The following is a 23,070-nucleotide window of genomic DNA, read 5'->3' as shown; positions in this document are numbered from 1 at the left end:
CTCTCGAACGTGTCGGTCGTAGTGAGGAAGCCCGGGGCTCACAGCTGCTGATCCCGCAAGGCGTGGGCGCCCGCGGCGATGACCTCGGCGAGCCGGTTGGCGAGGGCCACGCCGCAGCCCCCGAGCCGGACGAAACCACGGCAGCCCACCGGTCCGTCGTTGCACAGCGCGGGAAGGGCCAGACCGGCGAGCGCGAGTGCGTCCTGGAGGTCGGTGACGGCTTCCTCACCGGCCTGGTAGGCGGCGTCCTGGTGCCGCTTGTACCGGATGCGCTCGGCGTGGGTGAGTTCGTAGGTCATGACTGTCCTCTTGATGGAGAAGGGTTGGATGCAGCGCGTCTCAGACCGACGGCGCGAGGACCCGTCGGCCGGCAGCCGGTCGGCCGCGGACCGGTCGGCCGCGGACCGGTTGGCCGGGGCACGGTCCCCGAGGGCCAGGTCGCGGCTGGTCAGCGCGGGATACTCGTAGGACTGAGACTGTGCAACGCCCGTGACTTATGTGTTTCGATCTTCGTTCCTGAGATGCAAGTGATCACGTTCCTTGACCCCGGGAAGGACCGAGGTGTCCGAGTTAGCGACGCGCGACCGCATGGCGCCGTACTCCGGCGGCGCCGCTCTGTGCGGAACCGTCGCTCCGGACTTCTTCGACTCCGCCTCCCCGAGGCGCGCAGCGATCCGCCGCAGGACCCCGTGCAGGGTCGTACGACCCTCAAGATCCGTAGCGGAATCTGTAGCCGGGGGAGGCAGGGACGGCGTCCCTTTGATCCATCACCGAGTAGTCGGGCCGAGCGGTGCCCGGACTGCCCGCCGTGGCCGGCGGACGGATCGGGGACGGCCTGCGGCTGCGGTGTCGCGGGGCGAGCTGGCGCGGTGGCCGCGTGAGTGTGATCTGGCGGACGAGTTGCTGGAAGCAGGCCAGCGCCGCGATGGAAGGAAGCGTGGCCGCCGCCTGCGCGGCGAACGTCCGGGGTGCCTGGGCCACGCAGAGAAGCGTGGCCAGGGTGGAGAACAACAGGACGATGGACCAGGAATGGACGGCTCGGCGTTGATGGAGTGCGGCCCGCAGGATGGACAGGGAGGCGACCATCCAGGGTCCGTAGATCAGCAGGGGCCACCAACTGGCCACGTCGTGCGCGGTGCGCGGTCCGGCGCTGTGACGCAGGGCCTCGCAGATGGCCAGACCGCTGAAGATGCTGACCACGGCGGCGATGACGGCGACCAGCACGGCGGTGAAGAGGCTGCCGGTCCGCAGGAGGCTCACCACCGACGTCTTCGCCGGACTCCCCCGTCGGTGCCCGTTGGGGGCCTGGCTGCGCGGCCGTTGGCCGGCCCCCTGTGACAGCCCGGTGGCGAGGCCGACGCCGCTGACCGTCTCGCCGGTTTCATCGAAGCCGACCCGGTCGACCGGCTCTGCCCGCGGCCCCATGGCCTCCTGAAAGAGATAGGCCAGCTCCTCCGACGCGTTCCAGGGGCTGTTCACCTCGCCCAGCCCGAGGAGCGGCTGGCCGTGGGCGGCGTGCTGCTCGTGATCCGGCCCCGGCCAGTACACGGGGGGCTCCGGCTGGAGGTGGGTACCGGTCCTGTCGTGAAGTCCGTACTGTTCATACACGGGACATCTGCCCGCAGCGCTCGCCCACAGCCGTCTTGAACCGTGCGACGTCTTGCGACCGTTGGTTGAAGTCGTTCTGGATCCTGCTCATCGCCTCCAGGAATTCCTCGAAGATCGAGGACGAGTAGTGGAGATCGACCTCCTGCTCCTCATCGTGAAGGGTCGCGCTCTTGTCCTGGGCCCAGTCTGTCGGGGCGGGCGTGTACGTCCATTTCCCCACCCTTGCGGCCCCGGTGTGACCGCTGCGTCCGTCACTTTCTGTGCTCTGCGGGAACATTGCTGAGTGCTTTGCGGTTGTCATAGTCCACCCAACGCTCCGGATGCCGGGGAGGGTGTGCTCCGTCCAGGTGATGATGGGCGAAGTAAAGGTGTGTTGACCAGTGTCTTTTATCGGTTCTGCATCGCTGAGGGCATCAGGACAGTGATCCGCAGCTGTCCGCGGGGAGTCTTGGCAGCTCACGGCGGAGACTACGGAGCGTGACCGGATGGTGTCCGCGGCAGGTGCGTTCTGCTGCACGCACCAATCGGCGGGTCGGGCGGCGCCGCGCACTGTGACGCACCACGGCGCTCACGCACGGCCGCGCGCCCCCGTCCGGGGGACCCCGGCCGCGACTGCGGCTCGACGGATGCCCGTAGAGCCGGGGGTGTGCACCCGCGCTCCGGAAAGCCAAAAGCTCGCCTCCAAGGCATGGGCAACGTACGCAGGTTGACTGCAAAGCGGCGCATGAGTCCAAACGGCTGACAAGGCGCAACCCTGCATATGCCTCCACGTTATGACGAGGTGTCGCGGGGGCCCGGATACAGGCGCCCCTGATCACCAGTCACCGGAGAGGACCCGCTGTGACAGACACCTTCGTATGGTTCGCACTGATCTGCTCGGTGCTGGGTACGGGCTTCACCGCCTGGACCTCGTCGGGCGTCGGCCGTATGCATCACCTGGACGTCCGCGAGCTGCGCCGCCAACAGCGCTTCAGGCACGTCCTGTCCCAGCATGTGGAGGAAACGAGACCTGGGCAGGAAGGTCCGGCTCCGACCTTGCCGGAAGCAGTCGGCATCGCGGCCTGCGCCGAATGCGGCGCCTCGTCCGTTCGATTCTGAGCCGTGCTGCCCATCCTTCGCCAGCCGGCCCCGCACCCACCCCCCACCGGGCTCACACCTCCACCACCGCCCCACGCCGAGTGAATCTGTACTGAAAAGTCAAGCCAAGAGCCGAGCTTATATACGTACCGTCGCCCTGCCGATTGATCCCTATATGCCCCCACGCGGTGAGGCGAGCTGCTGCTCGGGTGGCCGATAGTCACACCAGCTACACCCCACTTCATTTTCAATAAAAATTGACAACGCTCGGACCGCGCAGGGATGCTCCCCTCATCTGACCTGGTCACACCAGCAACTCAGGGTCCGCTCCCCACCAAGGGCGGCGGCGCAGCCGGTGCCGGCGGCGGTGAAGTGCACGTCGCCGTGGATCGCCCCGGGCTGGCTCGTCCCTACTCCCCGTCAGGGGCCGAGCGAGGACACCAGTCTGTGGTGGACCGTCTTCCAGCCTTCCGAGAACGGGTGGAACGACGACGAGAAGTTCTCCGGTCACCGCAGCAGCTCCAACCCGGCGCTGGCCGAGTTCCAGGGGCGCCTGCATCTGGTGCACCGCGGCGGCACCCACGACGACAGCCTGTGGGCGGCTGTCCACGACGCGCAGACCGGCTGGTCCGCCGACACCCGGCTGCCCGAACACCGCCAGCTCCGTAGGCCCGGCGCTGGCGGTGTTCGGCGGGAAACTGCACTGCGTCCACCGCGGCGCCGGCGAGGACACCGCCCTGCGGCACACCACCTTCGACGGCACCCGCTGGTCCACCGACACCAAGCTGCGCCACCACCACACGGCCTCCAACCCGGCCCTGGCGGCCTACGACGGCAAGCTCCATCTCCTCCACCGCGGCGCCGCTACGGACACCTCGCTGTGGCACGCCGCCTTCGACGGCACCCGCTGGTCCGCCGACACCCAGATGCCCCACCACAGCAGCCTTGAGGGGCCCAGCCTCGCCGCCTTCGACGGCCACCTCTACTGCGTCCACCGCGGCCACGGCAACGGAGACCAGAAACTTTGGTGGGCCACCTACAAGAACAGCAGCGGCTGGAGCGCCGACCGAGAGTTCCACGGTCATACGAGCGGCACCGGCCCGGCCGTGATCGCCTACCGCGACGCGAACGCCGAAACGGACCAGTTCCTGGTCGTCCACCGCGGCTACGGGCCCCGTGCCGCCGGCAGCGACGCAGCCGAGATGAAAGCCCGCATCGCCGCCGAGGAACTCACCGCAGCCGAACCTGGCACCGACTGACGCAGAGCAGGCGGTGCAGGCGAACAGGCTCGCCGAACGTCTGCACCGCCGACCTGCCGGGTGTGCCAGCGTCCCCCCGGCCCACCACTCGCCCCGGGGCCATGGCGTAGACACCGCCGCCCCTCCGCCCCAAAGCACCTTCGCGCCTTAGACCGACCGGCAATAGGCCGTCGTTGCGGGGCGAGAGCGTGGAGTGAGTGCAGTGCGGGCACGGGTCCGCGTGATCACTGAGTTCTCTACGCTGAGTCGTCCACTACGGCCACGGGCGCGCTTGGTACGGGCACGCCATCGACGCCCTGTCCCCTTCCTGCAGTTCGTCGGGATGACGCGGTCTGATTGGCCCCGCCCGGGTCTCGGCAACGTTGGTCAGGACCTCGCCATGCACAGACTGGGCGAGGGGCAGGACGGTGTGGGGTGGGGACAGCCCCCGTATCAACCCGGGCGTCAGCAGGATGGGCGACCAGTGCGGCGGCCCGGCACGCTGGGGCAGGAACGGCACAGGCAACAGAAACAGGAGCAATCGGTGAAGGCACGTGCGGGGTCCGCAGCACTGTTGGCGGGGATTTGCGCGGTGGCGGTATCAGGGATATTCCCGGCGGCCGCGGCGGAGCGGGCGTCGGCCCCGCCGCCCGCCGGCCTCAAGGAGGCCATCGAGCAGACGGTCGCGGACGGATTCCCGGGTGTCGTGGCGTATGCCAGGAACGGAGAGCGGGAGTCACGGATGGCGGCCGGGCTCGCGGACACGGCGAGCAGCGAGCGAGCACGGCCGGACCAGCGGTTCCGGATCGCCAGTAACACCAAGTCATTCGTGTCGACGGTGCTGCTGCAGCTGGAGGGCGAAGGACGGCTCTCGCTCGACGACAGCGTGGAGAAGTGGCTGCCCGGCGTGGTCCAGGGAAACGGCAACGCTGGCAAGGACATCACCATCCGGCAACTGCTCAACCACACCTCGGGCATATACGACCCCACCGAGGAGCCGGAGTTCTTCGCCCCCTACCTGGAGCGCCAAGAATGGGGCCACGTTTACACCCCTCGGGAGGTGATCGCCCGCGCCGTCCGGCACAAGCCGCTCTTCGCGCCCGGCGGCGGCTGGTCGTACTCCAATACCAACTACCTACTCGCCGGTCTGGTGATCGAGGCAGTCACACGTCACAGCGCGCCCTCCGAAATTCAGCGGCGGATTCTCGCCCCGCTCGGCCTGAAGGACACCTCCTTCCCGGTGACCGACCCGGCCATTCACGGCCCTCATCTGCACGGTTACGACCTCGCGGGACGCGATGTGACCCGGTTCAGCCCGTCGTATGACTGGACCGCCGGCGCCATGATCTCCACGGTCGACGACCTGGCCCGTTTCCACCGGGCCCTGTTCACCGGCAAGCTGCTGCGCCCCGCCCAGCAGCGCGAACTCCTGACGACGGTGCAGTTCCCCAAAACGCCGGCGTACGGACTCGGCGTGCAGCGCATGGACGTGCCGTGCGGCTCGGAGCCGGACACCAAGCGGATCAGCGCCTGGGAGACCGACGGCGCCGGACCCGGCTTCACCAGCGTGTCCCTCACCACCGCCGACGGTGAGCGACAGCTGGTCCTCGCCGGCAATGTCTACGACCTCGGCGCGGACCTGAAGGATGAGCGGCCCGTCCCGCAAAGCGAGGGACTGGGGAAGGCGCAGATGGCAGCCCTGTGCGACTGAGGCGGCGTCATGTCGCCGCGGATGACGTCGCATCGTGCGCGGCGCAGGACCCGCCAGGAAGCGGGACGCGATGACCGTGCACTCAGTGATTACGAAGGACGGCCGTGCCCGCAGTGCCATCTTGCCTGCCCGGGGAGAGTTCGTATCGGACCACCCGCTGGGCTGTCACCGCCGTCGGATCGCCGACCGGACGGTGTTCGAGCACATCGTGCTCGCACTGGTCCACGGCTCCGGCTACGAACGCATCTCCACAGCCGGATGCTCCGACCGGACGATCCGACGCCGCGTCAAGGAGTGGGCCGGGCTGGGGATATCCGAGAAGGTGCACGCCTTGGCGCTTGAGGCGTACGACCGGATGATCGGCCTCGGACTGGGCGAGATCTCGGTGGACGGCTGTATCACCAAGGCCCCGTCCGGCGGCGACAAGGCGGGGCGCTCCCCTGTCGACCGGGGCAAGCAGGGACTGAAACGCTCGGTCGCCTCCGACGGCTGCGGTGTCCCGCTCGGGATCGTCTCCGAAAGAGCCAACCGGCACGACTCACCCCTGCTCGGACCCACCCTGGAAGCTGCCAAGGAGCAGGTCGGCCCGCTGCCGGACTCTGTCAACGTCAACCTCGACCGCGGCTACGACAGCGCCAAGTCCCGTGCGTTGATAGCAGAGTTGGGGTTCACGGCCGAGATCGCCCGCAAGGGAGTGCCGGCCCCGCTCCAGGCAGGCAAGCGCTGGGTGGTCGAGCGCACGCACTCGTGGATGAACGACTACGGCAAGCTCAGGCGCTGCACCGAGAGGAACGGCGAGGCCGTGGACTTCTACCTCCACCTCGCCGCCGCTCTCGTCACGCTCCGCATGCTCATCCGCCGAGCAACGAGCCGCTACCGCTGGGACGGCCGCCCCACCACCCGGCGCCTCAAATGATCCATTTGCCGGTCGGTCTTACTCGAACACGGTCCGCCGGTGAGGCGAGCGAACGCTCGGAGAATCCTGACCCATCGGACACGACCTAATCGGCGGACCCCCGAAAAATGTCACGGAACGTGTTCGGAGCGAAAGGTAGATCGCGGGTCTGACACCGACCGGCTCGGCCGACCTCTACCAGGAAGGGCCCCTCCCGCAGCAAGATCACACTCTGCTGCGAGGGGACCCACTCATCGCCTGGCGACTTGTCAGGCATCGCTGACGGCGTGCGTCAGACGTGCGTCACGAGCGTCACGAGCGTCACGAGCGTCACGAGCGTCACGAGCGTCACGAGCGTCACGAGCGTCACGAGCGTCACGAGCGTCACGAGCGTCACGATATCGCCCACAACGCACACAGCGCACATCATGCACACTGCCCTAGTCCGCAGGTCAGAGGCCCTTTCCAATGGGCTCAAGGATCGCGACGCACTCGACATGATGGGTCATCGACACCAAGTCGAAGCCCTGACTTCAGCGCTAGATGTTCACACCTGCGAGGTGAGCCCCCCGTAGCCAGCGGCAGTCGGCCTGCGCCCGACACACCACAAGGGGCATGCCAGCGGAGCGTCAGGGCCAGGGACAGGCCGACCGGGTTGGCGGCGTGCCCAGAGAAGTTCCCCCGAGCGGGGCTCCGACCGCGCTGCCCCACTGACCTCGGTCACCGGTCTGGCCGTACAGGCCCTAACCCGCCCTAGCGCGGCGCGGTAGGCCGTTTCCACACCCAGCCGCCCGTAGGAAGTCCCGCGCCCCGGCCGACACTCCAGGCGTCGCGCGCGCCAGGATCTGGACCATTTACGAACCATCACCCGTGCAACAAGCCGCGTGCGCCCCCCGTTCTCACTGGTCAGCTCGGACATCACCGCTGTACCACCAGCAGACAATGAACCTGATGGCAGGAGCGGGCTCAAACTCCTGACCGACTCCCCCGGCCCGAGCGGCCCGCCGCTCCTGCGCGTTCCGGTTTGGTGCCCCGCGACCGTAAACGGGTCGTCATCAACTCTGCGTAACCAGCACCAAACCAGCACGGGCGGGGTGATGAGGGGTGCTGACGTGGGGTTCTGGGTCAGCACCAAACCAGCACGGGAGTCAGCACCGCCCCGCCATAACGGGCGGAATTCTGCAAATCCGGCGTTGTCCGGAAGGGGTGCCTCCGGGGATGAGAATGAGTCATCGGCCGCCATGTGGTGGTAGGGCACACAACATGCCGCCCGATTGTGACGACCCGCCACATATGCCGTTGACCAGCGGACTTCTACGTTGTGGCCACACCCGACGTCCCCGCAGACCCCTGGAAGTGGTGCACATGGTCTCCCCCGCAGCGAGCAGAACGAGCCCGTCAGGCATACGCAGGATCGTCGCCGCCAGTCTCATCGGGACCACCGTCGAGTGGTACGACTTCTTCCTCTACGGCAGCGCTGCCGCGCTGGTGTTCAACAAGCTGTTCTTCCCCACCTCCGATCCGCTGACGGGCACTCTGATCGCCTTCATCACGTACGCGATCGGGTTCCTGGCGCGGCCGCTGGGCGGGGTGGTGTTCGGGCACTTCGGGGACAGGGTCGGGCGCAAGAAGCTGCTCGTGCTCAGCCTGCTGCTGATGGGCGGGGCGACGTTCGCGATGGGGCTGCTGCCCACGTACGCGAGCATCGGCGTCGGCGCGCCGGTGCTGCTGACCGTGCTGCGGCTGGTGCAGGGCTTCGCGCTCGGCGGGGAGTGGGGCGGCGCGGTGCTGATCGTCTCCGAGCACGGCGGGGACCGGCACCGCGGGTTCTGGGCGTCCTGGCCGCAGTCCGGCGCGCCCGGCGGGAACCTGCTGGCCACCGGCGTGCTCGCGCTGCTCGCCGCCGTGCAGGCGGACGCCGAGTTCCTCGCCTGGGGCTGGCGCGTGCCCTTCCTGCTCTCCGGCGTGCTCGTGATCGTCGGCCTGTGGATCCGCCTGTCCGTCTCCGAGTCCCCCGTCTTCCTCGCGGCGCAGGCCAGGGCCGAGGCGGACGCGGCGCGCGGCGCCGGGCGCAGGGCCCCGGTCGTCGAGGTGCTGCGCCGCAGCCCGCGGCAGGTGCTGACCGCCATCGGCACCCGGTTCGGCGAGAACATCTCGTACTACGTGCTGACCTCCTTCCTCCTCGTGTACGTCACCAGCCACCTCGGGCTGCCCAAGAGCACCGCGCTGAACGCCGTCCTGATCGGCTCGGCCGTGCACTTCGCCGCCATCCCGGCCTGGGGTGCGCTCTCGGACCGGATCGGCAGGCGTCCGGTGACGCTGATCGGCTCGGCCGGAATGGCCGTGTGGGCGTTCGCGTTCTTCGCGCTCGTCGACTCCGGGTCGTTCGCCGTCATCACCGCCGCCGTCACCGCTGGTCTGCTGCTGCACGGGGCCATGTACGGTCCGCAGGCCGCGTTCATCTCCGAGATGTTCGACACCGAGGTCCGCTATTCCGGTGCCTCGCTGGGTTCCCAGCTCGCCTCCATCGCCGCGGGCGCCCTCGCGCCGATCATCGCCGTCGAGCTCCTGAAGGACTACGGCTCGTCCGTGCCCGTCTCCCTCTACCTGTGCGCGGCGGCCGTGGTCACCACCGTCACCGTGGCCGTGGCCCGCGAGACGCGGGGCCGCGATCTGGCCGTGGCGCAGGCGGGGTCCCGTACGGCTGCGGGCGCCGCCGCGGATCCGGCCGCGTACGGGCGGACCGGCCCGACCACCGCGGACCCGGCCTGAGCCGTCCCGGTCGGCCACGGGAGAATGCCGCCATGACCTCCGCGAAGGACCCCGCACCCGGCCCGGCGGCGACCGCCCTGCGGGAACTGCTCGGCCTGCTGCACCAGGGTGCGCCGGTCGAGCGGTTCACCGGGCTCGCACAGCAGGTGCGGGCGGCCGGCGCCGGGCCCGCCGAGCAGGCGCTGGTGGAGGAGGCCGCCCAGGTCGCGCTGGACATCCGGCGGACCCTGGACCAGCACCGGCGGCGCGAGGCCGAGCTGACCGCCCTGTTCGACACGGCCGGCGACCTGGCGGCCCTGCGCGACCTCGACGCGGTGCTGCGGGCCATCGTCCACCGGGCGCGCATGCTGCTGGGCACGGACGTCGCGTACCTGACCCTCAACGACCCCGCCGCGGGGGACACGTTCATGCGGGTCACCGACGGCTCCGTGTCCGCGGCCTTCCAGCAGCTGCGGCTCGGGATGGGGGAAGGGCTCGGCGGGCTCGTGGCGCAGACGGCTCGCCCGTACGCGAGCGCCGACTACCGCACCGACGGCCGCTTCCGGCACACCCCGGCCATCGACCAGGGGGTGCAGGAGGAGGGGTTGCGGGGCATCCTCGGGGTGCCGCTGCGGGTCGGCACCCGCGTGATCGGGGTGCTGTACGCGGCCGACCGGGCGGTGCGGGATTTCGCTCCGGACGCTGTGGCGCTGCTGTCCTCCCTCGCCGACCACGCGGCCGTGGCCATCGACAGCGCCCGGCTGCTGGAGGAGACGCGGGCCGCGCTCGTCGAGCTGGGGGTCGCGAACGAGACGGCGCGGGCCCGGAGCGAGGCGCTGCGGCTCGCGGCCGAAACCCACGACCGCCTCACGCGGCTCGTCCTGCGGGGCGGGGACGTCGGGGACGTCGCGCGGGAGGTGGCCGTCCTGCTGGGCGGTGCTCTCGTCGTGCACGACGCCGACGGGGCCGAACTCGCCCGGGTCGTCCCCGGAACCGCACAGTCCGACGGGACCGCCGAGCCGGCGGGGGCTGCGGTCCCAGCCGGTCCGCCGGGCACTGCGCCCGCCGAGGCGCTGGCCGCTTCGCGTGCCGGCGGTCGAGCCGTGGCGGTCGACGGCGTGTGGGTGTGCGCGGTCCTGGCGGGGCCGGAGCTGCTCGGCAGCCTCACCCTCGGCGGGCGCGCCGACCTGTCCGAGAGCGAGCGGCGGCTGTTCGAGCGGGCCGGGCTGGTGACGGCGCTGCTGCTCCTGCTGCGCCGGTCCATCGCCCACGCCGAGGACCGGGTCCGCGGCGAGCTGCTGGGCGACCTGCTGGCCGCCCCGGTACCCGGCCGGGTCCGCGACACCGGGAGCCAGACGCTGCGGGCCCGCAAGCTCGGCGTCGACCTCGGCCGCCCGCACGTCCTGGTCGTACTGCACTGCGACGCCGCCCTGCGGTCCCGGCTGGCGGCCGAGGCGGCCCGGCACGCCCGCGCCCGCGACGGCCTGGCGGGGCTGTTCCAGGGGCGGGTGGTCCTCCTCGCCCCGGCCGACAGCCCGGGCGCCCTCGCCCGCGCCCTGGCCGCCGACCTCGGGCAGGCCCTGGGCGCGCCGGTCACCGCGGGCTCCGCCGGCCCGGCCGCGGGGCCCGAGGAACTGCCCGGCGTCCACGCGGAGGCGCTGCGCTGCCTGGAGGCCCTGCACGCCCTCGGCCACACCGGGCATGGCGCCGGCCTGCCCGACCTGGGCTTCCTCGGGGTGCTGCTCGGCGACCGCGCGGACGTGGGCGCGTACGTCGACCGGGTGCTCGGGCCGGTCCTGGAGTACGACGCGCGGCGCGGGACGGAGCTGGTGCGCACCCTGGAGGCGTACTTCGCCGAGGGGGCGAGCCTGGCCCGGACCAAGGATGCCCTCCACGTGCACGTCAACACGGTCGTACAGCGCCTGGACCGGATCGGGCAGATCCTGGGCGCGGACTGGAACACGCCCGCGGGCGCCCTGGAGGTCCAGCTCGCACTGCGGATCCTGCGGGCGGGCCCGGCCGCCCGACCCGGTGAACCCTTCCGGTCACAGCACTAGGCGGCCCACTCCCCGAGGGCGAACGTGCTGCCGTTGCGCCGTACTTCCACCGCACCGGTGCCGCCGAAGTGGGCGGGGACCACCAGCTCCCGCTCGTCGGCGGCCCGTTCGAGGACCCGGCGGCGGCTGGCGGCGGCCTGGACGGGGTCCATGCAGAAGCAGCTGTTGCAGGAGGGGGCGAGGATTTGTACGGGGCTGTGCAGCATGTCACCGACGAAGACCGCCCGTTCGCCGCCGGAGGCGAGGCGCAGGACGGCGGAGCCGGGGGTGTGCCCGGGGGCGGATTCGAGGGTGAGGTGGGCGTCGATGCGGTGGGCGCCGTCCCACAGTTCGGCCTGTCCGGCGCGGTGGACGGGGGCGATGCTGTCCTCGTAGATCAGCCTGTCGTCCTCGCGCAGGCCCTTGCCGTACGAGCCGTCCGGGCCGAAGTGGGCGTCGTCCGCGGCGGGGATGAGGTACCGGGCGTTGGGGAAGGCGGGCACCCACGCGCCGTCCGCGGCCACGGTGTTCCAGCCGACGTGGTCGCCGTGGATGTGGGTGTTGACGACGAGGTCGACCTCCTCGGGGCGGACACCGGCCCGGGCGAGGTCGGCGAGGAAGTCGCCCTGCCGGTGGTGGAACCCGGGCGTCCCGGGCCGTTCGCGCCCGCTGCCCACGCCGGTGTCGACGAGGACGGTCAGCCCGGCGCTGCGGATCACCCAGCTCTGGAGGGCGAGGACGGCCAGGTCGCCTTCCGGCTCCCAGTGGTCCGGCGCCAGCCAGTCCCGGTTGTCCCGCCACAGCTGCGGATCGGCCTGCGGTACGAGGTCGGGGGCGGGCACGAACGGGCCCTGCCACTCGACGACCTTGATGATCTCGACGTCGCCCAGCACGATGCTCTGCTTGTTCTCGTGGGTCACGCCGTCCACGCTAGGAGGCGCCGCTGAGGCTCTCAATGCCCTTACAGCTCAAACGGATACGCGAGCGCCTCACGTCTGACGCCGGGGATAGGCTGGACGGGTGGATGTGGTGAGCGATGCGATCGCGGCGGTACGGGTGGGACAGCCGTCCTCGCAGCGGGTCCGGGTCCGCGGGAGCTGGTGCACGCGCTTCGCGCCGTACGACGGGGCCGGGTTCCACGTGGTGCTGGAAGGCAGTTGCTGGATGCTGCCGGAGGGCGGCCCGCCGGTGGCCCTGGGGGCGGGAGACGCGGTGCTGCTGCCGCACGGTACGGGGCACGTGATGGCCGACTCCCCCGTCGACGCGGCGGCGGTGGCGCGGGCGGTGCCGTTCGAGGCGCGGCCCTCCGGTGTGTCCGCGGGGGCGGGAGCGCCGGGCGGGGCGAAGCCGGGCGGGGTGGATTCCGGCGGGGCGGACCCGGGCGGCGACGAGCCGGGCGGGGTGGAGTTGCTCTGCGGCAAGTACCGGCTCGACCGCAGCCGCGTCCACCCCCTGATGCGGGAGCTGCCGCCGGTGGTCCACCTGCCGAACCGCATCGGCCGCCATCCCGAACTGCGGTCCGCGATCGACCTGCTGGGCGGCGAGCTGGGCGCCGCGCGGCCGGGTGCGGCGATGGCCGTCCCGAGCCTGCTCGACCTGCTCCTCGTCTACATGGTCCGCTCCTGGATGGCCGAGGACGCGGCCGGGGCCTGGTCCGCGGCGCTGGGCGACCCGGTCGCGGCCGCCGCGCTGCGGGTGCTGCACGCCGATCCGGCCGCGGCGTGGACCAACGAGCGCCTGGCGGCGGAGGCGGGCGTGTCCCGGGCCACGCTGGCACGCCGGTTCACCGCGCTGGTCGGGCGCCCGCCGATGGCGTACCTCGCGTGGTGGCGGCTGACGTACGCCGCCACCTTGCTCCGCGACACCCCGGACCCCCTGGCCGCGATCGCGCGGCGGGTCGGGTACGGCACTCCGTACGCCTTCTCGCACGCGTTCAACCGGGAGTTCGGGACCACCCCGGGCCGCTACCGGGCCCGGGTGGCGGGGCTTGCCTGAGGCGGGAGCCGGCGGCCTCAGCGGCGAACCGGGCACTCCTTCCACTGGAAGTGGTAGACGGTGTTGATGCTGCCGTCCGTGGAGTCGACGGCCATGTAGCTGGTCTCGCTGCTGTCGGAGGTGCCGATCTCCGCGCGCAGTTCGGTGTTGATGTTGAAGTTGCGCTTCTCGCCACAGGGGGCGAAGACGAGGGCCTGGATGCCGGTGGTGTCGGTGACCTGCCAGTTGTCCTGGAGGGCGCCGTGGAACTGGTGGGATCGGGAGGCGGTCTGGCTCATGCCCTGGAAGTAGTAGCTGGCCTTCTGGGTGCCGAGCGCGCCGTCCGCGAGGCTGCCGTAGCCGCGGTAGTCGACCTTCGACACCGCGTACGTGAAGCCCTGCGGGACGTTGACGATGAGGGAGAGGAGGCAGTTCTTGCGGCCCTCGGTCACGGGAATGCCCGGACCTGCCTGGGCCAGGTAGTCGCTGTAGGTGACGGTGAAGGCGGAGTTGTCCGGGGAGACGGCGACGGCGGCGGTCCCGGGCCGGCAGCCCGAGCCGTTGACCGTGGCGACGTCGACGGTCACCTTGCCGGCGGGGGGCGCCGTGGGCGCGGCTGCTCCGGCCGAGGGCGAGAGCGCCAGGAGGCTTCCGGCGACGGCGACGGCGGTCAGTGCGGTGCGAAGTGGCTTGGTCACGAGGCCATGGATAGCCGCGGGGCGCGGCTGCCGATCGCCGACGGGTACGCGGGCTCACCCGGTCGGACGGCCCGGTTCACCGCAGAAACGTTTCAGCGGGCCGAATCCCTCGCCCGAACGGCCCCACTGCGCAGCCGATCCGGCATCCCCGCCGAGCCTTTCCAGGGTTTTTGTCCGATTCGCCTAGGCTGTGCGGCCTTGAGCCTCGAGTGAGGGAGGACGCTCATGGCCGGTCGGTTCGCACGGCGGCACGCCGTACTCTGCGCCGCTGCCGCCCTGGCCGCCCTGGCCACTTCGGCCGCTTCGGCCGCTTCGGCCACCTCAGCCACCTCGGCAACAGGCGCACCTCCCCCCGCATCCGCGACCGTGCACGACCCGTCGGGCGGACCCGGCACGGCTGCGGCGGCCCCGGTCGAGCCGGACGCCGCCGAGGCCGCGGTCATCGGCGCGGAGCACGCCCGGGCCCACGCCCAGCGGCAGCAGGCGGCCGCCGGCGCCGAGGAGTACCCGCAGGCCAAGCGCACGGCGAGCCTGGCCGCGCTGACGGAGTCCCAGCAGGAGGCCAACGCCGCCTTCGGGGCGGCGACCTCCGGCCGGTTCACCGAGTTCTTCCCCTCCCCCGACTTCGGCGTGCACACCGCCCTGCTGCCCACCGGCAAGGTGCTGCTCTTCTCCTTCGAGCGGGTGGAGGTCAACCCCACCAAGGAGACCGGCCCCACCGACCGGATCGGCCGGACCAACGCCGGCCGCGCCTACCTGTGGGACCCGGCCCGCGGCACCGGGGCGCGGGCGTTCAAGAAGGTGGAGCCGCCGACCGTCCTGATGCCGGACGGCACCTTCGCCCCGCGCCCGGCACCGTTCTTCTGCGCCGGCCACGCCTACCTGCCCAACGGCATGGTCGGGGTGTTCGGCGGCAACACCGGCGGCAAGGGCGGCAGCGGCGCGAAGCTGTCGTTCGTCTTCGACCCGTGGACCGAGACCTGGTTCCGCAACCGGGACATGTCGGTGGGCCGCTGGTACCCGTCGGTGGTCACGGGCGCCGACGGCCGTCAGATCATCATGTCCGGCCAGTCCGAGCGCGGTACGGGCACCCCGACCCCGGTGGTGGAGCGCTTCCCCGCACTGCGCCATCCCGTGCCGTGGCGCCCGTACGACATCCCGGTCGGGCTGGCGGCGGAGCGGCTGCGCTCCGACGCGCCCTTCCGCAACGACTACCCGCACCTGTTCTCGCTGCGCGACGGCCTGGTCTACGGCCTGGGCCGGGACGCCGACCAGCAGTGGCGGTTCGACCCGGTGAAGGAGACCCGGACCGACCTGCCCCGGCGGCCGGCCGACTTCCGCGGCTACGGCTCGGCGGTGCCGCTGCCGGCCGGCCTGCGCGGTCCCGACTCCGTACTCGTCCTGGGCGGGGACCCGAAGGACCCGAACACCTACCGGCTGGCGGGCGGCCGCTGGACCACCGAGGAGCCACGGGCGTTCGGGCGCACGCAGGACGACACGCTGATCCTGCCGGACGGCACGCTCATGACGGTCAACGGTGCCCTGGACACGCGGGACTACGGGTACGGGCCGTTCAATCCGCGGGCCGACCTGAAGTACCGGCAGATCGAGCTGCGCGACGCGCAGGGCCGCTGGCACCTCGGGCCCGCGCAGCGGCTGCCGCGCGGCTACCACTCCAACGCCCTGGTCCTGCCGGACGGGCGGGTGCTGGTCACCGGCGACGAGCTCCAGCAGATCGCCAACGACCCCGACATCCGGGACGGCATGGACGGGAGCATCGAGCTGTACGAGCCCGCGTACCTGCACCGGGGCTCCGGCCGGCCCGCCCTGGACCGGGTCACGGCGGGCGAGCTCGGGTACGGCGCGGAGTTCGAGGCGGTGAGCTCGACCGCGGCCTCGGTGGCGAGGGCGGTGCTGCTGGCGCCGACCACCGTCACGCACGCGGTGAACACCAGCCAGCGGCACCTGGAGCTGGCGATCACCAAGGTGGAGGGAACCACGCTGGGGCTGCGGACACCGCCGAGCGCGGCCGACGCCCCGCCCGGCTACTACATGCTGTTCCTGCTGGACGCAAAGGGAGTCCCGAGCACCGCGCAGTGGGTCAAGCTCGGCCGGAGGTGACGGCGCCCCTCAGGCGGAGGGCGGCGGCTCCACCCGGGCGAGCCAGGCGGTGAGGAGCGCCTCCAGCTGCGCGGCCTCCTGCGCGGACAGGCCGTCCTCCAGCAGGGTGCGCTCGTTCTCCATGTGCTCGGTGAACGCGCGGTCGATCAGCTCAAGGCCGGCCGGGGTGAGGGCGACGACACGGCCGCGGCCGTCCGCCGCGGACCGGCGGCGCGCGACCAGGCCGTCGCGTTCGAGGCGGTCGATCCGCTTGGTCATCGCGCCCGTGGTGACCATCGTGTGCACGGCCAGTTCGCCGGGCGCCCGCTCGAAGGGTTCGCCTGCGCGGCGCAGCGCCGCGAGGACGTCGAACTCCCCCTCGCTCAGCCCGTACCGGCGGTAGACCAGGGCGAGGCGGTCGGTCAGGAGCAGGCCGAGGCGGTGCAGCCGTCCGATCACCCCCTGGGGGCCGACGTCGAGGTCGGGTCGTTCGCGTGCCCATTCGGCCTGGATGCGCGCGACGTGGTCGGGGTTGGGCGGTGGCTGCTTCACGGAAACCAGTATAGCTTCCATGGAAGGTATCATACCTTCCATGGAAGCTAATTTTCGGTGGTCGCTGGTGACGGCGGCGGCGCCGGTTGCCTGGGGCACCAACTACTACGTCACCCGCGCGTTCCTGCCCGCCGGCCATCCGCTGTACGGGGCCGCGCTGCGCGCCCTGCCCGCAGCGCTCCTGCTGCTGGCCGTCGCGCGGCGGCTGCCGAGCGGGTCCTGGTGGTGGAAGTCGCTCCTGCTGGGCCTCCTCAACATGGGCGGCTTCTTCGCCCTGGTGTACGTCGCCGCGCAGCGACTGCCGACCAGTGCGGCCTCGACCGTGATGGCCACGGCGCCGCTGGTGATGATGCTGATCGCCTGGGCGCTGATCGGCGAGCGGCCGGGCGCGCGACAGCTGGCCGGGGCCGCGGTGGGCGTGGCCGGGGTGAGCCTGATGCTGCTGACCGCAGCGGTGCCGGTCGATGCGGTGGGCGCCCTGGCCTCGGTGTGCGCCATGGCGATGTCCTCGCTCGGCTACGTACTGGCGAAGCGGTGGAGCGCGGGGGTCGACGTCCTCGCGTCGACCGCGTGGCAGCTGCTGGGCGGGGGCCTGCTACTGCTCCCGTTCGCCGTTCTGATCGAGGGGGCACCGCCCGCGGTGGACGCTCCGGCGCTGCTCGGATTCGCCTATGTCGCCGTCGTCGCCACGGCGTTGGCCTTCGCCGCCTGGTTCGCGGGACTGCGCCGCCTGCCCGCCGCGACCGTCGGCCTGCTGGGCCTGCTGAATCCGGTCACGGGCGTACTCCTGGGCACCGCGATCGCCGGGGAGACGCTCACCGGGCAGCAGCTCTGCGGTGTGGCGCTGACGCTGACGGGCATCTTCCTGGGGCGGAGCGAAGGATTCCTCACAGCTCGTAACAGGAACAATTCGGCTGGTAGTAATTAGGTGAATCCCTGACTGAATTACCGTCAACAAGCCTTCCGCCCTTATCTCGATTTGATAACGAGATCACCGGAAAGGCCTGGACCTTTGCGCCCCTACGCGCGTAACTGGCCTTTCTTCAAAGGGAATTGACTGTTCATCAAATCAGATGTCGAGGTAACAGTCAGATATCTTGACGCCCATTCCCGTTTGTCCGAATTCTCCACCTCGCCCGTCTGGCAGCCTTCTGCGCACCCACTCCTCCGACCAAGGATTTGAGGTGCGCATGACGGGTCACCGTCGAAGGAAGCGTGAACACCGGCGCAAACCGCGTCGCTTGATACTCGTCACCGCCGCCATGGCATCGGCGGCGGTGATAGCCGGGGGCATCGCCTACTCCGGACTGGGCGACAACGCCCAGGCGGGGACCACCGTCCAGGCCGACGCGGCCGCGGAGGCCACGCCGGCCGCGGCACCGGCCCGTGACGCCGAGCCCGCGCCCATCGCGAGCGAGCCTGCCAACGACGCGGCGCGCGGCATGGTCTACGACGGCCTCAAGGCCGCCCCCAAGGGCGACAAGTGCGTGGGCGTCTACCGCACGGAGGCCGGGCTGTGCAGCCACGGCCCCGACGCCCCGCCGAAGGACGTCGACATCAAGGCCGACGTCGCCCCGGTCGTCAAGACCAAGGCCGTGGCGGCCGATCCGGCCCGCCCCGAGGCCGGCGAAGCGGCTGCCGCGGAGGGCAGCGGGCGTCCTCAGGACGCGCCCGCCGCCGACGCGAGCTCCGCCAAGGCCGCCCCCTCCGCCGCTCCGGCCCCCCAGGCCGCGGGCAGCGGCAGCCAGGCCGTGGCCGCAGGGCCCGCCGGGCAGACCGTCCAGTGCGACGGTGACGGCAGCAGCGGCAACCGCGTCCAGGTCGTGTACGTCCACGGCCCCGACCGCGACCGCTACTCCGAGTACTTCGGCTCGTTCCGCAAGTGGGCGGCCGACGCCGACCTGATCTACTCCACGAGCGCCGAGGAGACCGGCGGCGTCCGGCACATCCGGTTCGTCACCGCCTCCGACTGCACGCCGACCGTGCTCAACATCGAGCTCCCGGCCTCTGCACTCTCCGAGTTCAGCGCCACCAACAACGCGCTGGCGGGCAAGGGCCTCGACCGCCGCGACCGCAAGTACATGATCTTCGCGGACACGCAGGTCTACTGCGGCATCGGCACCTTTGCCGGCGACGAGCGCCCCGGCCAGAACAACCTGAGCAACTTCGGCCCGTCCTACGGCCGTACGGACTCCGGCTGCTGGGGCGGCCACACCGCCGCGCACGAACTGGGCCACAACCTCGGCGCGGTGAACAACAGCGCCCCCAACACCAGCCGCGGCGCGCACTGCACCGACGAGTGGGACGTCATGTGCTACTCGGACACCCCGTACTACCCGCAGATGCGCAACGTCTGCACCAACCAGGCGTCCGAGAACATCCTGGACTGCAACCACGACGACTACTTCCACACCAGCCCCAAGCCGGGCAGCTACCTGGCCACGCACTGGAACATCGCGGACAACCAGTTCCTGATGAAGGGCAAGGGCGGCAACACCACGGACCCGAGTCCGAACCCGAAGCCGACCCAGAAGCCCACCCCGACCCCGACGCCGACCAAGCAGCCGACCGGCGGCCCGACCGTGACGGCCGGCCAGATCCAGTCGACCTCGGTCGTGGTGAGCTGGCCCAAGGTGGACGGCGCCGTCTGGTACCAGGTCCTGCTGAACGGCAAGCACCTGACGTGGGTCCAGTCGCAGGCCCTGCGCATCTACAACCTGCAGCCCGGCACCGAGTACAAGGTCGCCGTCTCGGTGCGCGACGCCGCGGGCCGTGACACCGGCGCCGGCAAGACCACCGTGTTCAAGACGGCGGGCGCGGGCAGCGGTACCACCACCCCCAACGCCCGCTACACCCTCGGCAACGGCAGCACCGGCATGTCGGCCGAGCTGTGGGGCGGCCGCAGCGCCGACGGCACCGTGCTCGTCGGAGCGCGCGCCAACGGCTACGCCCAGCAGCAGTGGCTGTTCGAGGACGCGGGCAGCGGCCTCGTCCGGATCAAGTCCGCCGTCTCCGGGAAGTGCCTGCAGACGGGCGGTGCCCCGGCTCCGGGCATGTGGATCGCCCAGCAGCCCTGCGGCAGCGGCTCCACCCAGCAGTGGAAGCTGAAGACCAGCGGCAGCACCACCACCGTGACGGACCCGAGCGGCGGCTACGCCCTCACCGTGAGCAGCCGCCCGTACTACGGCGACTGGCTCCTGGACCTGCAGCGCGCCGACGGCCGCGCGACCCAGGTCTGGACGGTCCAGAAGGTCGGCTGACCTCCCCCTGCCGACCTTCTGCCGGCGGACGGCCGTCCCCCTATGCGGCCGTCCGCCGGCTCCTTCGCCTTCTCGCCTTCTCGCCTTCACCACACAGCACAGCACTGCACAGCACTGCGCCGGGTCGCCGCCCGGCGCGCAGTGCCTCGCATCCCACCGCACAGGGAGCACCACAACGATGCGTACTCGCCACGCCTTCCCCGTCCGCCGCACCGGACTCGGCGTCCTGTTCCTCGTCCTCGCCCAGGCCCTGGCCGTGCCGACCGCGGCCCACGCGCACGGCGACACCGTCAAGGTCGTGATCACCGGGCAGCGCGAGGGACACCTCACCACCGACATCACCTGGGAGAACGACGGGGACGCCATCGAGGAGGCGGTCGCCGCCACCGTGGACGCGACCAGCCCCGACGGCGCCCGTGCGCTGGGGCCCTGGAAGCTGGTACGGGACTCCGGCTCACGCGTCGGCTGGAGCACCGCCGAGGTCCTTCCGGCTGGCACCTGGAAGGTCACCGTCCACGTCGGCTTCCCCTCCCTCGGCCACGCGGAGCGCGAGGTCTCCGTACCGGTCGTGGACCCCGCGCCCGGCACCGCCCCGAGCGGCGCGCCGGTCTCCCCCGCTCCGGGCGGTTCCCCCGCCCCGTCGTCCGTGCCCTCGGTCGCGGCCCCCGTGCAGACCCCCGCCCAGACCCCCGTACAGTCCCCTGCTCCGGCCGCCTCCCCGGCCGCCGACAGCGGTGACAGCACGGTGTGGTGGACGACCGCGGGCGTCGCCGTGATCGCCGTGGCCGGTGCCGCCGTCGGCCTGCTGCTTCGCCGCGCCCGGGCCCGCAGGCGCTGAGCCGGCGGGCACGACCCGAGGGGCCCGACGGGTGCGCGTGGTTGGGGCCGGTCCCGCGACCTGACAACCAAACGGCCGCGCTTTGACACCCCGAAGAGCGGTGCCGTTGATTCGCTGCATGGACATCACCGCCGCCGTACGATCCACCGCTCGGGTGGTCCACCCCTTCCACACCTACGAGGGCGAGGGCTTCCCCGTCCGCCGCCCCTTCCCGCAGCCCGAACTCCCCCTGGTCGACCCCTTCCTGATGGTCGACCAGGTCGGACCGCACGTCCTCGGACCGGGCGAGGCCAAGGGCGCGCCGCCGCACCCCCACCGGGGCTTCGAGACGATCCAGTACGTCATCGACGGCGCCATGGAGGACATCGACTCCGAGGGGCACAAGCGGGTCATGAACCCGGGCGAGGTCCAGTGGCTCACGGCCGGCTCGGGCCTCGTCCACCTCGCCCGCCCGACCCCCGGGCTGCTCGCCGAGGGCGGCCCGCAGCACCTGCTGCAGATCTGGGTGAACCTGCCGGCCCGGTTCAAGGCGACGCCGCCGCGCGTGCAGTACGGATCCGCGCCCGGCGAGATCCCGACGGTCACCACCGAGGACGGCAGCGCCGAGCTGACCGTGATCGCCGGATCGACGCACGGGGTGAGCGGCCCCTTCGACACGCACACCCCGGTGCTCGTCGTCCACGCCCGCCTGCGGGCCGGCGGACGCACCGGGTTCAGCGTCCCGGCCGGGCACAACGCCATGCTGTACGTCCTGTCCGGGACCGCGGCCACGCCTGACGCGGAGCTTCCCGACGGCCACCTCGCCATCCTCGCGCGGGACGGGGAGCAGTTCGCCGTCTCGGCGCCGGGTGCGGCGGCCGAGGTGCTGGTCCTGGCGGGCGAGCCGATCGGCGAACCGGTGGCCCGCAGCGGTCCGTTCGTCATGAACACCGCGGCCGAGATCCGCCAGGCGCAGACGGACTACCAGCGCGGCCTGATGGGGCACATCGACATCTGAGTCACACGGCATCCGAGTTCCCCCGCGTGCCTACGTGCCGGTGCCGGGAGCCGGGCCGCCCGGGTGGGCGTCCGGCTCCCGGCGGGGTATCGGTCAGCCGCCTGCCCCGGGGAAGGCTACGGGCGGCACTGGCCGAAGCGGGGGCCGGTCACGGTGGTGCCCGCGTACTGCGGCGCCGGTGCGTTGCCCTCGCAGCGCAGCGGCCCGGTGACGGTGGTCGCCGACAGGTCGACCACGCCGGTGTTGCCGTTCAGGCTGAGCGGCCCCTCCACGGTGGTGGCCGTCGATCCCGTGGCGCCCTTGCAGCCCGTCCCGGCGTCGGCCGGGCCGATCCGTACGGGGCCGCTCGTGTGCCCGATCGTGACCGGGCCGGTGAGCTGTGCCCCGCAGACGGTGGCGGCCAGCGCCCCGTCGGCGGACACGGGGCCGGTGACCGCGCCGCCGAGGACGGCGAGGGAGCCGCCGGCACGGACCGTGAGCGGTCCGCTCTGGCTGCCGCCGGCGCCGATGCACAGCGCTTGGCCGGCGGCGACGGTCAGCGGGCCGCGGTGCGCCGTGGTGAGGCACGGTTCGCTGAAGCCCACGGCGACCTCGGCGGGTTCGGCGGTGACTGAGGCCGTGAAGGCCTGGTCGCCGCCGTACGTGGCCGTGATCGGGTGGCTGCCGGGCTGGAGCACACCGGTGGTGAAGGTGGCCCGGCCGTCCGTCAGCGGCACCGTTGCCAGCTGCTCGGTGCCGTCCGTGAAGGTGACGGTTCCGCTCGGGGTGCCGCCGACCGGGTTCGCCGGGGCGACGGCCGCCGTGAGGGTGACCGGGTGGCCGAACAGCGGGGTGGCCGTGTCCGCGGTGAGCGACAGCGCCGCGCCGTACCGAAAGGACAGGACCGCCCTGCCGTTGCCGCGGTAGACGCCCTGGAGCAGGAAGACGTCCGTCGCGCCGGGAGCCGCGTGGCTGTTGCCCCCGCCGCCGCCCGCCCCGTACAGGTTGCCGGGGTTGCCGCCTCCGGAGCCGCCGGCTCCGCCGAACCAGCCGCCGCCGCCTCCTCCGCCGCCGCCGTTGCCGCCGCGGCCGCCGTTGCCGCCGTTGCCGCCCGGGCCGCCGCTGCCCGGGTTGGGCAGGCCGGTGTCGGGGTCGGTGTCGCTGCCGGCGACGCCGGGGCCGCCGAGCAGGGAGTTGGGGCTGCCGGCGCCGTGGGCGTCCTCGGTTCCGCCGCCGCCGGCGACGCCGGAGCCGAGGGGGCCACCGCCCCGGCCGCCGGGCTCGCCCCGGAGCCCGCCGCCGTTGCCGCCACGCAGCAGAGGTCCGCCGTTGCCGGCGCCTCCGCCACCGCCCGCG

At 71.9% G+C, this 23,070-nt stretch carries 19 protein-coding genes; 12 read left to right on the top strand and 7 right to left on the bottom strand.

Annotation, left to right across the window (positions count from 1 at the left end; translation table 11 throughout):
- Positions 1 to 38: 38 nt before the first annotated feature.
- From AB0F11_RS26005 to AB0F11_RS25995, 3 genes are all read right to left on the bottom strand, one after another.
- A complete protein-coding gene (locus AB0F11_RS26005) occupies positions 39 to 299 on the bottom strand; it encodes a hypothetical protein (RefSeq protein ID WP_362178274.1) in 261 nt (86 codons plus the stop codon).
- Between the two features lie 409 nt (positions 300 to 708).
- Positions 709 to 1,548, bottom strand: a complete 840-nt coding sequence (locus AB0F11_RS26000) for a DUF2637 domain-containing protein (protein ID WP_362178271.1) — start codon at positions 1,546 to 1,548, stop codon at positions 709 to 711.
- A 52-nt stretch (positions 1,549 to 1,600) separates the two neighbouring features.
- Complete coding sequence (locus AB0F11_RS25995; RefSeq protein ID WP_362178269.1) at positions 1,601 to 1,885, bottom strand: hypothetical protein; 285 nt, start codon at positions 1,883 to 1,885, stop codon at positions 1,601 to 1,603.
- Between the two features lie 563 nt (positions 1,886 to 2,448).
- Here AB0F11_RS25995 and AB0F11_RS25990 point away from each other — a divergent pair.
- The 6 genes from AB0F11_RS25990 to AB0F11_RS25965 all read left to right on the top strand — a co-directional run bounded on the left by AB0F11_RS25990 (position 2,449) and on the right by AB0F11_RS25965 (position 11,337).
- Positions 2,449 to 2,706 carry a hypothetical protein gene (locus AB0F11_RS25990; protein WP_362178266.1) on the top strand — a complete coding sequence of 86 codons (258 nt, stop codon included), beginning with the start codon at positions 2,449 to 2,451 and terminating at the stop codon, positions 2,704 to 2,706.
- A 662-nt stretch (positions 2,707 to 3,368) separates the two neighbouring features.
- Positions 3,369 to 3,944, top strand: coding sequence for a hypothetical protein (locus tag AB0F11_RS25985; protein WP_362178264.1), 576 nt, complete (start codon positions 3,369 to 3,371; stop codon positions 3,942 to 3,944).
- 523 nt (positions 3,945 to 4,467) lie between these two features.
- The gene (locus tag AB0F11_RS25980) at positions 4,468 to 5,634 is read left to right on the top strand and encodes a serine hydrolase domain-containing protein (protein ID WP_362178262.1); all 1,167 of its coding nucleotides are present in this window, start codon (positions 4,468 to 4,470) and stop codon (positions 5,632 to 5,634) included.
- A 70-nt stretch (positions 5,635 to 5,704) separates the two neighbouring features.
- A complete protein-coding gene (locus AB0F11_RS25975; protein ID WP_362178259.1) occupies positions 5,705 to 6,550 on the top strand; it encodes an IS5 family transposase in 846 nt (281 codons plus the stop codon).
- 1,344 nt (positions 6,551 to 7,894) lie between these two features.
- Entirely contained in the window at positions 7,895 to 9,301 is a 1,407-nt protein-coding gene (locus AB0F11_RS25970; protein WP_362178257.1) for an MFS transporter, read from the top strand.
- A gap of 32 nt (positions 9,302 to 9,333) precedes the next feature.
- Positions 9,334 to 11,337 (top strand): helix-turn-helix domain-containing protein, encoded by a 2,004-nt coding sequence (locus AB0F11_RS25965; protein ID WP_362178255.1) that lies wholly within the window; start codon positions 9,334 to 9,336, stop codon positions 11,335 to 11,337.
- Here AB0F11_RS25965 and AB0F11_RS25960 read toward each other — a convergent pair.
- A complete protein-coding gene (locus AB0F11_RS25960) occupies positions 11,334 to 12,236 on the bottom strand; it encodes an MBL fold metallo-hydrolase (protein ID WP_362178252.1) in 903 nt (300 codons plus the stop codon). The genes AB0F11_RS25965 and AB0F11_RS25960 overlap by 4 nt on opposite strands.
- A 100-nt stretch (positions 12,237 to 12,336) precedes the next feature.
- Between AB0F11_RS25960 and AB0F11_RS25955 the strand changes: the two genes are divergently transcribed.
- Positions 12,337 to 13,311: an AraC family transcriptional regulator gene (locus tag AB0F11_RS25955; RefSeq protein WP_362178250.1), complete on the top strand. Its 975-nt coding sequence runs from the start codon at positions 12,337 to 12,339 to the stop codon at positions 13,309 to 13,311.
- Positions 13,312 to 13,328: 17 nt separating this feature from the next.
- Here the strand turns inward: AB0F11_RS25955 and AB0F11_RS25950 are convergent, their stop codons facing one another.
- Positions 13,329 to 13,988, bottom strand: a complete 660-nt coding sequence (locus AB0F11_RS25950; protein ID WP_362178247.1) for a DUF4360 domain-containing protein — start codon at positions 13,986 to 13,988, stop codon at positions 13,329 to 13,331.
- Between the two features lie 225 nt (positions 13,989 to 14,213).
- Here AB0F11_RS25950 and AB0F11_RS25945 point away from each other — a divergent pair, with 225 nt between their 5' ends.
- Positions 14,214 to 16,109 carry a galactose oxidase-like domain-containing protein gene (locus AB0F11_RS25945; protein ID WP_362178244.1) on the top strand — a complete coding sequence of 632 codons (1,896 nt, stop codon included), beginning with the start codon at positions 14,214 to 14,216 and terminating at the stop codon, positions 16,107 to 16,109.
- Between the two features lie 9 nt (positions 16,110 to 16,118).
- Here AB0F11_RS25945 and AB0F11_RS25940 read toward each other — a convergent pair whose 3' ends face one another.
- Entirely contained in the window at positions 16,119 to 16,661 is a 543-nt protein-coding gene (locus tag AB0F11_RS25940; protein WP_362178241.1) for a MarR family transcriptional regulator, read from the bottom strand.
- Between the two features lie 19 nt (positions 16,662 to 16,680).
- Between AB0F11_RS25940 and AB0F11_RS25935 the strand changes: the two genes are divergently transcribed.
- The 4 genes from AB0F11_RS25935 (at position 16,681) to AB0F11_RS25920 (ending at position 21,735) form a co-directional block, all read left to right on the top strand.
- On the top strand, positions 16,681 to 17,568 hold the full coding sequence (locus tag AB0F11_RS25935; RefSeq protein WP_362178238.1) for an EamA family transporter: 888 nt from the start codon (positions 16,681 to 16,683) through the stop codon (positions 17,566 to 17,568).
- A 313-nt stretch (positions 17,569 to 17,881) separates the two neighbouring features.
- Complete coding sequence (locus AB0F11_RS25930; protein ID WP_362178236.1) at positions 17,882 to 19,900, top strand: RICIN domain-containing protein; 2,019 nt, start codon at positions 17,882 to 17,884, stop codon at positions 19,898 to 19,900.
- Between the two features lie 178 nt (positions 19,901 to 20,078).
- A complete protein-coding gene (locus AB0F11_RS25925; RefSeq protein WP_362178233.1) occupies positions 20,079 to 20,738 on the top strand; it encodes a hypothetical protein in 660 nt (219 codons plus the stop codon).
- Between the two features lie 118 nt (positions 20,739 to 20,856).
- A complete protein-coding gene (locus AB0F11_RS25920) occupies positions 20,857 to 21,735 on the top strand; it encodes a pirin family protein (protein ID WP_362178230.1) in 879 nt (292 codons plus the stop codon).
- Positions 21,736 to 21,851: 116 nt separating this feature from the next.
- Here AB0F11_RS25920 and AB0F11_RS25915 read toward each other — a convergent pair.
- Positions 21,852 to 23,070: Ig-like domain-containing protein (locus AB0F11_RS25915; RefSeq protein ID WP_362178227.1), on the bottom strand; the 1,219-nt coding region annotated here is incomplete at its 5' end.

This window comes from Streptomyces sp. NPDC032472 (assembly GCF_040636955.1).
Classification (GTDB): Bacteria; Actinomycetota; Actinomycetes; order Streptomycetales; family Streptomycetaceae; genus Streptomyces.
This window is presented reverse-complemented; position numbering and strand designations above follow the sequence as displayed.